Genomic DNA, 10,521 nt, shown 5'->3' on the forward strand with positions numbered 1-10,521 from the left:
CTCGGTGGTCGAGTAGCCGCCGCGAGGGACGAGGGGGGCGTATCGAGGCCCGCCGCCTCACGCGCCCGCGGCGCGCTCAGCCACCCGGCGGATCTCGGCGACGAAGGTGGCGAACAGGTCGGGGGGAAGCTCGTGGCCCAGGCCGTTGATCAGCAGGAGCTCGGCGCCGGGGATCGCGGCTGCGGTCGCCCGGCCGCCGGAGACGTGCACCATCTTGTCCGCGAGGCCGTGGATCACCAGCGTCGGGACCCGCAGGCCCCGCAGCCGTGCCGACCGGTTGGGCTGGGACATGACCGCGAGCATCTGGCGTGCCACGCCGTCGTCGCTCACCCCCCGGTCCCACGTCTCGGCGGCCCGCGCCTCGACCCGCTCGCGAGGCTGCGGGTAGCCGGGCGAGCCGATCAGGCCCCACAGGTGCACGCTGTAGCTGATGTAGGCGTCCCGGCCGGGCTTGCGGCCGGCGGCCAGCGTCGGGAGCAGCGAGGGGTGCTGCCAGCCCACGGTGCGCTTGCCGGTCGTCGACGAGATGCTGGTCAGCGACCGGACGCGTCCTGGTCGTGCGATCGCCATCGTCTGGACGATCATGCCGCCCATCGAGACGCCGACGATGCTGGCTGACTCCAGCCCCAGGTGGTCCAGCAGCCCGAAGGCGTCGTCGGCCAGGTCTCCGATGCCGTACGGCGCGCGTCCTCGGCGGCCGGTGAACGCCCGGACCAGCTGGGAGCGGCTCACCCGGCCCGGCAGGACGGTCGAGCGGCCGGTGTCGCGGTTGTCGTAGCGGATGACGTAGAACCCCGAACGTGCCAGGTCGTGGCACAGGTCCGGGTCCCACCAGGTCATCGGCCCGCCGAGCCCCATCACCAGCAGCAGGGGGTGGTCCGCGGGGTCACCGAAGGTCTGGTAGCACAGCTCGATCCCGCGCCCGACCGGTGCGCGGAGCTCCTCGGAGACGGCGATGGTGGTCTGGACCGGTCCGGATTCAGCGAGTGCTGCGTCAGCGTCCTGGGTACGGCGGTGGCGAGGTGGCACGGCGTCAGTCAACCAGCCCGCACCGCCGGCTGACACCCAAAGGGACGGAGTACGACCGATGGGCTCGGCGATTTGCCCGCATTCTGGCCCCCGCGCCCGTAGCGTGCCCTCCATGTCGTCCTCGACGCTGGCGGACTTCCTGCTGCCGCACGGGTTCTCGATGCCCCACCCGGCGGCGGTCCTCCGCGAGACCAGCGCCGCCACCGAGCTGGGACGGTACGTCGCCCGGGCCGCTGCCGATCGACGGGCCCGCCGCGAGGCGCCGTACACCGCCCGCGTCCCGCGCCACGGCGAGCCGGTGCTCCTCGTGCCGGGGTTCCTGGCCGGCGACGGCACGCTCGGCCTGCTGAGCCGGTCGTTGCGCGCCGAGGGCTTCCGCACCTACCGCTCGCACATCTTCTCCAACATCGGCTGCACGCTGAACGCCGCGGCCCAGCTGGAGTCGCGGCTCGAGGCGATCGCCGCGCGACGGGGCTCCCGGGTCCAGATCGTCGGGCACAGCCTCGGCGGGATGCTCGCCCGCGGTGTCGCCGTGCGCCGGCCCGACCTGGTCTCCAACATCGTGACGATGGGGAGCCCGATGCTGGCCCCCGGCGCGCACCACGTCTCGCTCGCGACCGTGCTCGACGTCCTGGTGCGGCTGAGCCGCGCGGGCGTGCCGGGCCTGATGTCGGTCGACTGCGTGCAGGGCGAGTGCGCGCGACAGAGCTTCGACGACGCCCGGCGCCCGGTGCCCGACGGCGTCGGGTTCACCGCGATCTACTCCCAGCGCGACGGCATCGTCGACTGGCGGGCCTGCGTGGACCCGCTGGCCCGGGCCGTCGAGGTCACGGCGTCCCACCTGGGCATGGCGTTCGACCCCCGGGTGGCCGATGCGGTGAACGCCGCGCTGCTGCGTCCGAGCGCGGGCTCAGCCGTCGAAGTCGATCGCGGCGAAAGCGCGTAGCTTCTCCAGCTGGTGCTCCGACGTGATCGAGCGGATCGTCCCGCTGCGTGAGCGCATCACCAGCGAGTGCGTCGTCACGCCGCCGCCGCGGTAGCGCACCCCGCGCAGCAGCTCGCCGTCGGTGATGCCGGTGGCCACGAAGAAGCAGTCGTCGCCGGTGACCAGCTGGTCGGTGCTCAGGAAGTGGTCGGGGTCCAGGTCGTGGCCCGCGTCGATGGCCCGCTGGCGCTCGTCGTCGTCCTGGGGCCAGAGACGGCCCTGGATGACGCCGCCGAGCGACTTCATCGCGCAGGCGGCGATGATGCCCTCGGGCGTGCCGCCGATGCCGAGCAGCAGGTCGATGCCCGTCTCCGGGCGGGCGGCCATGATCGCGCCCGCCACGTCGCCGTCGCTGATGAACTTGATCATCGCGCCGGTCGCGCGGATCTCCTCGACGATCTGGGCGTGCCGCGGCCGGTCGAGCAGCACGACGGTCACGTCGGAGGGCCGCTTGCCGGTCGCCTTGGCCACCTGGTGGATGTTCTCGGCCACCGGGCAGCGGATGTCGACCACGTCGGCCGCCTCGGGTCCGGCGACGAGCTTCTCCATGTAGAAGACGGCCGACGGGTCGTACATCGAGCCGCGGGGGGACACCGCCAGGACGGAGACGGCGTTGGTCATCCCCTTGGCGGTCAGGGTCGTGCCGTCGATCGGGTCGACCGCGACGTCGCACTCCGGGCCGGTGCCGTCGCCGACGCGCTCGCCGTTGTAGAGCATCGGGGCGTTGTCCTTCTCGCCCTCGCCGATCACGACCGTTCCGTTCATGCCGATCGTGGAGATCATCACCCGCATCGCGTTGACGGCGACGCCGTCCGCGCCGTTCTTGTCGCCCCGACCGACCCAGCGGCCGGCCGCCATCGCGGCCGCCTCGGTGACGCGGACCAGGTCCAGCGCGAGGTTGCGGTCAGGGGCTTCAGGGGCGACGGCGAACGCTTCGGCTGGGGCCATGCACCGACTCTAGCGAGGTCCCACCTCACCCGAGGGCGGACAGGACCGTGACGGCGGCCACGAGGCTAATGGGGGTGACGAGCAGCGAGACCCGGTGCATCTCGGCCAGCGACGGCGGCGTCCCCATCCGGACCAGCGTGCGGCGCCACAGCAGGTTGGCCAGCGAGCCGGTGTAGGTCAGGCCGGACCCGATGTTGAGCCCGAGCAGGGCGGCGAGCACGGCCGTGTCGCCCAGCGGCGCCACCAGCGGCACCAGCAACAGGGTGGCCGACAGGTTGGTGAGCAGGTTGGCCAGCACGGTCGCCAGGACCGCGATCGCGAGCAGGTCGAGCCACGAGGTGCCGCCCGGGACCAGGCCTGCCACCAGGTCGCCGAGGAACCCGGTCGAGAGCGCCTCGACGACCAGGCCCAGGCACAGCACGAACACCGCGAACGCCGGGTGTGCGGCGTGACCGGCCTGGCGCCAGGTCACCAGCCCGCGGTGCCGTGCCCAGCCGACCAGCACGACGGCCGCGACCCCGGAGACCCAGCACGGCTGGACGCCCAGCGGGGACAGTGCCGCGAAGCCGACCAGCATCAGCCCCACGACCACGAGCGGGACCGGCTCGAGTGGCGCGGTGGGCCCGGTGCCCGGGCCGGCGGTCGTCGCGGTGGCGAGCTCGCGTCGGAACAGCAGCCGCAGGGCGACGTACTCCACGACGAGCACGACGGCCAGCACCGGCGCCATCGCCACGGCGAACTGGCCGAAGGTCAGGTCGAGGTGGGGCATCGCCAGGAGGTTGGTGAGGTTCGAGACCGGCAGCAGGAGCGAGGCGGAGTTGGCCATCCGCAGGCAGGCGTGGGCGCCGGGTCGCGCGGATGTGCGGGCGGCCGCGGCGGCGACCACCACGACCGGGGTGAGCAGCACGACGGTGGCGTCGAGGCTCAGCACGGCGGTCACGGCGGCCGCGAGCAGGAAGACGCCGGTGAACAGCCGCACGGGCTGACCGTGGCTCGCCGACCGCACCCGCTCGGCGGCGGCCGCGAAGACACCGGCCCGTGCGCAGACGTCGGCCACGACGAGGATCGTCACGAGGAAGAGCACGACCGGTCCGAGGCGCCGCAGCACCTCCTCGGCCTCCGAGCGGTCCAGGATGCCCGTGGCGAGGGTCGCCCCAGCGGCCAGGAGCCCCACGGCCAGCTCGGTGCGCGCCCGCGGGTGCAGGTAGGCCGTCGCGAGGAGCGCCAGCAGTGCCGCCAGGGGGACGAGGTCGAGGGGCGGCACCCGGAGAATCTAGATCACCTGTGAGGATGGTCCTCGTGAGCGAGGGGTCCGACACCGGCCGCCCGGGGCGGCGGACGACGAGCCTGGCCGGCCTGATCGGCGCCATGCTGCTGCTCCTCGTGGTCCTCGGCAGCTGCCAGCTCCTCCACGGCGTGCTCAGCGACCAGCCGGAGTACCAGCCCGACGACGTCGACTACCGCGAGCTGGTCGTGAGCGTGCAGCAGCTCGGCGTGCAGGTCGTGCACCCGCCGAGCCTCCCCGACGGCTGGACGACCAAGGCGGCGTCGTTCGACCCGGGGGAGCGGCCGGCGGTCGACCTGGTGTTCACCACCGACGACGCGCACACCGCGGGCATCCACCAGTCCGACACCCCCACGCGCGAGCTGCTGGACACCTACGTCGGCGAGGGGGCGTCGGAGTCCGGCGACACCCTCTCCACCGCCGTGGGGACCTGGACCGGCTGGGACGACACCGACGCCGACCACGCCTGGACCACCGACGTCGGCGACGACACCGTCCTGGTCTACAGCTCCGGGGACGCCGACGCCCTGCGCACCTTCGTCGAGTCGCTCACGACCGCGACGGTGCCCCCCTCCTCGCCCAGCCCCCAGGGTTGAGTCGGGAGTTCTGACCACTCGAGTCGGGAGTTCCGACCATCCGACCGGTCACCACGCTCGACTCGACCGGTCACAACCCTCAACTCGACCGGTCACAACCCTCAACTCAACCGTCCTCGGTGACCGCGTCGAGGCGGGCGCGGGCGCCGTCGAGCCAGTCCTGGCAGATCGTGGCCAGGCGCTCGCCACGCTCCCAGAGCGCGAGCGACTCCTCGAGGGTGGTGCCACCCGCCTCGAGCGCGCGGACCACCTCGACCAGCTCCTCGCGGGCGGCCTCGTAGGAGGGGGTCTCCTGCTCAGTCTTCTCGGCCATCGGACTCCTCGAGGTGCTCGGTGCTGGTGGTGGTCGCGTGGACACGCCCGTCGGCGACCCGGACGCTGACCTGCTGCCCCGCGGCGACGCCGCTCACGGAGGTCAGCACGTGGCCGTCGGCGTCCTGGAGGACGGCGTAGCCGCGCCGGAGGGTCTCCAGCGGCGACAGCGCCCGGGCGCGGGCGCGCTGGTGGGCGACCTCGTCGGTCGCCCGGTCCAGGTGGTGGCGCAGGGACCGGCGGGCCCGGTCGCGCAGCTGGGCGACCTCCTCGCCGCGGGCGTCGAGCAGCGTACGGGGGTCGGCCAGGGCCGGCCGGGCGCGCAGGGCGTCGAGCCCCGCCTGCTCGCGGGCCAGCAGGCCGCCGAGCGCCCCGCGCAGCCGCTCCCGGGCGCGGACCACGTTGCGGAGCTCCTCGGCGACGTCGGGGACGACCAGCTTGGCGGCGTCGGTGGGCGTCGAGGCACGCACGTCGGCGACGAGGTCGAGCAGTGGCTGGTCGGGCTCGTGCCCGATCGCGGAGACGACCGGCGTCCGGACCCGCGCTACCGCGCGCACCAGCGCCTCGTCGGAGAACGGCAGCAGGTCCTCGACCGAGCCGCCGCCGCGGGCGACCACGATGACCTCGACCGCGGGGTCGCGGTCGAGCCGCTCGACCGCCTCGATCACCTCGCTCGCCGAGCGGGTGCCCTGCATCGCGGCGTAGGCGACCTCGAACCGCACGGCCGGCCAGCGGCGCCGGGCGTTCTCGACCACGTCGCGCTCCGCGGCGCTGTGCGGCGCGGTCACCAGGCCGACCGTGCCCGGCAGGAACGGCAGTCGGCGCTTCAGGTCGAGGGCGAAGAGCCCCTCGGCGGCGAGCAGCTGCCGGCGCCGCTCGAGCCGGGCGAGCAGCTCGCCGAGACCGACCATCCGGATGTCGCGCGCGTAGAGCGACATCGTGCCCCGGTTGGCGTAGTAGGACGGCTTGGCGTGGACGACGATGCTCGCGCCCTCGACCACGGGCGGCTCGAGCCCGTCGAAGAGGGTGCGTGAGCAGGTGACGGTGACCGAGATGTCGGCGACCGCGTCGCGCAGCGTCATGAAGACCGTGCTCATGCCCGGACGCCGGCTCACCTGGGCTACCTGACCCTCGACCCACACCGCGCCGAGCCGGTCGACCCAGCCGGCGATCGCGTTGGCGACCTGCCGCACCGGGGCCGGCGACTCCAGCGACGTCTCCAGGGCCATGCGGGCGAGATTAGGGGATCGCCCCGACGTCCTTAGACTGGACGGCATGACGACCGACCGCGCGACCAGCATCGGCATGCCTCCCGTGCTGTCCCCGGAGGACGCCGAGCGGGCCGTGCTGCTGGCGGCCCCGCGGGGCTACTGCGCCGGGGTCGACCGGGCGGTGATCACCGTCGAGAAGGCCCTGGACCTCTACGGCGCGCCCGTCTACGTCCGCAAGCAGATCGTGCACAACAAGCACGTCGTCGCCGACCTCGAACGCCGCGGCGCGATCTTCGTCGAGGAGCTCGACGAGGTGCCGGAGGGCCGGACCGTCGTGTTCTCGGCCCACGGCGTGTCGCCCGAGGTGCACCGCCAGGCCGAGGAGCGTGGCCTGAAGACCATCGACGCCACCTGCCCGCTGGTGACCAAGGTCCACCACGAGGCCAAGCGCTTCGCGAACGAGGACTACGACATCCTCCTCATCGGCCACGCCGGCCACGAGGAGGTCGAGGGGACCGCCGGGGAGGCGCCCGGGCACATCCAGCTCGTGCAGGGACCCGACGACGTCGCGAACGTCGTCGTGCGGGACCCCTCCCGGGTCGCCTGGCTCTCCCAGACGACCCTGTCGGTCGACGAGACCCTAGAGACCGTGGCGGCGATCCGCGAGCGGTTCCCCGAGCTCCTGGACCCGCCCAGCGACGACATCTGCTACGCCACCCAGAACCGGCAGCTGGCCGTCAAGGAGATCGCCCAGGACGCCGACCTGGTGATCGTGGTCGGCTCGGGCAACTCCTCGAACTCGGTGCGGCTGGTCGAGGTGGCGCTGGAGGCCGGTGCGCGGTCGGCGTACCGCGTCGACGACGCCTCGGAGATCCAGGAGGCCTGGCTCGACGGCGTGTCCACCGTGAGCGTCACCTCGGGGGCGAGCGTCCCCGAGGCGCTGGTCGAGGGGGTGCTCTCCTACCTCGCCGAGCGCGGCTACCCCGACGCCCGGGCCGTGCACAGCGCCGAGGAGTCGCTCATCTTCGCGCTGCCCAAGGAGCTGCGCCGCGACCTCAAGGCCGCGGGCCGCGCCTAGGGGCGCCCGAGTCATGGCCAGGTACGTCGACGTCCATCCCGACAACCCCCAGCCCCGGCTGCTGCAGCAGATCGTCGACGCCCTGCACGACGACCAGCTGATCGCCTACCCGACCGACTCCGGCTACGCGCTCGGCTGCCAGCTCGGCAACCGGGACGCCCGCGACCGGATCCTGCGCATCCGCGGGCTCGACGAGCGCCACCACTTCACGCTCGTGTGCAAGGACTTCGCCCAGCTGGGGCACCTGGCGAAGCTGGACAACTCGGCGTTCCGCGCGATCAAGGCGGCGACCCCGGGTCCCTACACCTTCATCCTGCCCGCGACCCAGGAGGTCCCCCGGCGGCTGATGCACCCCAAGAAGCGCACGGTCGGCGTGCGGATCCCCGACCACGTGTTCGTCCAGGCGCTGCTCGACGTGCTGGGCGAGCCGTTGCTGACGACCACCCTGATCCTGCCGGGGGAGCTCGAGCCGCGCAGCCTGGGGTGGGAGATCAAGGAGGAGCTGGACCACCAGGTCGACCTGGTGGTCGAGGCGGGGGAGACCCTCGGGGAGCCGACCACGGTGGTCGACTGGTCGGAGGGCTACCCCGAGGTGGTCCGGGTCGGTGCGGGCGACCCCTCGCGGTTCGAGGTCGACTGACCTCTCAGGCCGGCAGGCCGCGACGCTCGATGACCCGGTGCCGGATCGCGAGGATCACGAGGCTGAGCACGTAGCCGGTGACCAGGGCGCCGGCGTGGTGGCCGAGCCCGGCGACCACGGCCTGGACGACCCCGTCACCGGGGTCGGCGATCGCCTCGGGCCGGGTCAGCCCGACCAGGACGAACACGACCACCATCAGCAGCGGCGGCAGCACGCCGACGGTGAAGAAGTCGCGGGGCCGCACGGCCAGCGCCAGCGCCACACAGCTGAGCACGAAGACCACGTCGAAGAACAGCCCGAGCGAGCCGGAGAGGGCGAGGTCGAGCACCGTCGCCGTCAGGGCGAGCGCCAGCCCGAGCGCGACGACCTGACGGCCGGGCTCGCGCCCCTCCTCCCAGAGCGTGCGGCGCTGGCTCACATGGCCACGGTAGGGTCGCCGACCCCCTCGTCGTCGGCGGCGCGCCGGTCGACCACGGTGAGCTCGACCGGTGCCACCGACCGGCTCGCGGACTCCACCTGCCGGGGCGCGGGCAGGTCGCCGAACCGACGGGCGGTCACGAGCACGCGGGACTCCAGCGAGCCGACCGCCTGGTTGTAGTGGCCGACGGCCCGGTCCAGCGAACGACCGAGCCGGTCGAGGTGGCCGTTCATGGTCGCGAGCCGCTCGTGGAGCTCCCCGCCGAGCCGGTGGATCTCCTGTGCCTGCTCGGCCAGCGCCTCGTGCGTCCAGCCGTGGGCCACCGTGCGCAGCAGCGCGATGAGCGTCGTCGGGGTGGCGAGCACCACCTGACGGGTCGCCGCGTGCTCGATGAGCGAGCCGTCGGTCTCCAGCGCGGCGGCCAGGAACGACTCGGCGGGGACGAAGAGGACGACGAACTCGGGGCTCTCGGGCAGCGACCGCCAGTACTGCTTGGAGCCCAGCTGGTCGACGTGGGTGCGCAGCTGGGCCGCGTGGCGGCGCAGGTGGTGGGCGCGCTCGTCGTCGTCGTCGGTGGACGTCGCGTCGAGGTAGGCGTCCAGCGGCACCTTCGCGTCGACCACGACCGTGCGCCCACCGACCAGGTGGACCACGAGGTCGGGTCGCCGGGCCCCGTCGGCCAGGCGGGCCTGCTCGGTGAAGTCGCAGCGGTCGACGAGGCCGGCGAGCTCGACGGCGCGGCGCAGGTGCAGCTCGCCCCAACGGCCGCGGACCTGCGGCCTGCGCAGGGCGGTGGACAGGGCCCGGGTCTCCCGCTGCAGCTGGTCGACCTGGGTGTCGAACTGGCCCTGCCACGCGGCCCGGGCCCGGTCGAGGTGGTGCATCTGGTCGCTCAGCCGGTCCAGGCCCTGCATCACCTCGGCCTGGTCGACCAGGCCGGCGACGTAGGGGCTGCGCGAGCGCGACCAGAGCACACCCCCCAGGGCGCCCACCAGGCCGCCGAGCGCGAGCCCGACGATGAGGGTGAGGAGGAGCGTCACTGCGGTCATGGGGCCAGCATGGCGCCGACCACCGACACCGCCCGGTCAGGCGATGTCGACGACCACCGGGGCGTGGTCGGACGCGCCGGTGCCGGCCCGCTCCTCGCGGTCGATGAAGGCACCGGTGACCCGCTCCGCGAACGCCGCCGAGCCGAGCACGAAGTCGATGCGCAGGCCCCGGTTGCGCTCGAAGCGCTGCCGGTAGTAGTCCCAGTAGGTGTAGACCTCGGGGCCGGGCGCGTGCGGGCGGACCACGTCGACGTACCCGTCGTCGAGGAAGGCCTGGAAGGCCGCGCGCTCGGGCGGCGTGACGTGGGTCGACCGCACGAACTGCGCCGGGTCGAAGACGTCCTCGTCGGTGGGGGCGATGTTCCAGTCGCCGACCAGCGCCGTCGGCTGGTCGCGCCACGCGCGCGCGGCCTCGCGGAGCCGGGCCAGCCACTCGAGCTTGTAGACGTAGTGCGGGTCGTCGGGCTTGCGGCCGTTGGGCACGTAGAGCGACCACACCCGGACGCCGCCGCACGTGGCCCCGATCGCCCGCGACTCCGGCGCCGCCTCGCCCTGCTCCTCCTTGGTCCACACCGGCTGCCCGGGGAAGCCGGTCTGGACCTCCTCGAGCCCGACCCGGCTGAAGATCGCGACCCCGTTCCACTGGTCCACCCCGGCGACGGCGACGTCGTAGCCGCGCGCCTCGATCCCCAGCAACGGCAGCTGATCCACGCGCGCCTTGGTCTCCTGCAGCGCGAGCACGTCGACCTCGTGCCGGTCGAGGAAGGCCTCGACGCGGTCGATGCGGGAGCGGAGCGAGTTCACGTTCCAGGTCGCGATGCGCACATCCGCACCCTAATGGGGCTGCACCGGTCGGGTTTCGGCCAGAGTGGTGTCCGAGTCCGCCGGTGGGTGAGCACTGTTCCACCCAGGCCCGGGAGGTCTAGCTCTAGATCGTGCCCCCGCCGGTGACGAGGAGGCGTTGATGGCT

12 protein-coding genes are annotated in these 10,521 nt (G+C 73.3%); 4 read left to right on the forward strand and 8 right to left on the reverse strand.

Annotated features, from left to right (window positions below):
- Window positions 1–57: 57 nt before the first annotated feature.
- Window positions 58–1,029, reverse strand: a complete 972-nt coding sequence (locus ACILRH_RS22675; protein ID WP_395696346.1) for an alpha/beta fold hydrolase — start codon at window positions 1,027–1,029, stop codon at window positions 58–60.
- 112 nt (window positions 1,030–1,141) lie between these two features.
- Here ACILRH_RS22675 and ACILRH_RS22680 point away from each other — a divergent pair, with 112 nt between their 5' ends.
- Complete coding sequence (locus tag ACILRH_RS22680; protein WP_395696347.1) at window positions 1,142–1,975, forward strand: esterase/lipase family protein; 834 nt, start codon at window positions 1,142–1,144, stop codon at window positions 1,973–1,975.
- Here the strand turns inward: ACILRH_RS22680 and glpX are convergent.
- Both glpX and ACILRH_RS22690 read right to left on the reverse strand, forming a co-directional pair.
- Window positions 1,940–2,962, reverse strand: a complete 1,023-nt coding sequence (gene glpX / locus ACILRH_RS22685; protein ID WP_395696348.1) for a class II fructose-bisphosphatase — start codon at window positions 2,960–2,962, stop codon at window positions 1,940–1,942. The two genes, ACILRH_RS22680 and glpX, sit on opposite strands and share 36 nt — an antisense overlap.
- A 25-nt stretch (window positions 2,963–2,987) precedes the next feature.
- On the reverse strand, window positions 2,988–4,226 hold the full coding sequence (locus ACILRH_RS22690) for an SLC13 family permease (RefSeq protein WP_395696349.1): 1,239 nt from the start codon (window positions 4,224–4,226) through the stop codon (window positions 2,988–2,990).
- A 35-nt stretch (window positions 4,227–4,261) separates the two neighbouring features.
- Here ACILRH_RS22690 and ACILRH_RS22695 point away from each other — a divergent pair, with 35 nt between their 5' ends.
- Window positions 4,262–4,843: a DUF4245 family protein gene (locus ACILRH_RS22695; protein ID WP_395696350.1), complete on the forward strand. Its 582-nt coding sequence runs from the start codon at window positions 4,262–4,264 to the stop codon at window positions 4,841–4,843.
- Window positions 4,844–4,949: 106 nt separating this feature from the next.
- Here the strand turns inward: ACILRH_RS22695 and ACILRH_RS22700 are convergent, their stop codons facing one another.
- Window positions 4,950–5,156: an exodeoxyribonuclease VII small subunit gene (locus ACILRH_RS22700; protein ID WP_395696351.1), complete on the reverse strand. Its 207-nt coding sequence runs from the start codon at window positions 5,154–5,156 to the stop codon at window positions 4,950–4,952.
- Window positions 5,140–6,384, reverse strand: a complete 1,245-nt coding sequence (xseA, locus tag ACILRH_RS22705; protein WP_395696352.1) for an exodeoxyribonuclease VII large subunit — start codon at window positions 6,382–6,384, stop codon at window positions 5,140–5,142. The genes ACILRH_RS22700 and xseA overlap by 17 nt, the downstream gene beginning before the upstream one ends.
- Before the next feature lie 46 nt (window positions 6,385–6,430).
- Here xseA and ACILRH_RS22710 point away from each other — a divergent pair, with 46 nt between their 5' ends.
- Entirely contained in the window at window positions 6,431–7,444 is a 1,014-nt protein-coding gene (locus tag ACILRH_RS22710) for a 4-hydroxy-3-methylbut-2-enyl diphosphate reductase (RefSeq protein WP_395696353.1), read from the forward strand.
- A gap of 13 nt (window positions 7,445–7,457) precedes the next feature.
- Window positions 7,458–8,084 carry an L-threonylcarbamoyladenylate synthase gene (locus ACILRH_RS22715; protein WP_395696354.1) on the forward strand — a complete coding sequence of 209 codons (627 nt, stop codon included), beginning with the start codon at window positions 7,458–7,460 and terminating at the stop codon, window positions 8,082–8,084.
- A gap of 4 nt (window positions 8,085–8,088) precedes the next feature.
- Here the strand turns inward: ACILRH_RS22715 and ACILRH_RS22720 are convergent, their stop codons facing one another.
- From ACILRH_RS22720 to ACILRH_RS22730, 3 genes are read right to left on the reverse strand one after another with little or no spacing between them, the layout of a single operon-like run.
- On the reverse strand, window positions 8,089–8,502 hold the full coding sequence (locus tag ACILRH_RS22720) for a DUF6542 domain-containing protein (protein WP_395696355.1): 414 nt from the start codon (window positions 8,500–8,502) through the stop codon (window positions 8,089–8,091).
- On the reverse strand, window positions 8,499–9,551 hold the full coding sequence (locus ACILRH_RS22725; protein WP_395696356.1) for a DNA recombination protein RmuC: 1,053 nt from the start codon (window positions 9,549–9,551) through the stop codon (window positions 8,499–8,501). The genes ACILRH_RS22720 and ACILRH_RS22725 overlap by 4 nt, the downstream gene beginning before the upstream one ends.
- A 36-nt stretch (window positions 9,552–9,587) precedes the next feature.
- Window positions 9,588–10,376: an exodeoxyribonuclease III gene (locus ACILRH_RS22730; protein WP_395696357.1), complete on the reverse strand. Its 789-nt coding sequence runs from the start codon at window positions 10,374–10,376 to the stop codon at window positions 9,588–9,590.
- Window positions 10,377–10,521: the final 145 nt, after the last annotated feature.

The sequence above is a fragment of the Nocardioides sp. genome, from assembly GCF_044226765.1.
Taxonomy (GTDB): domain Bacteria; phylum Actinomycetota; class Actinomycetes; order Propionibacteriales; family Nocardioidaceae; genus Nocardioides.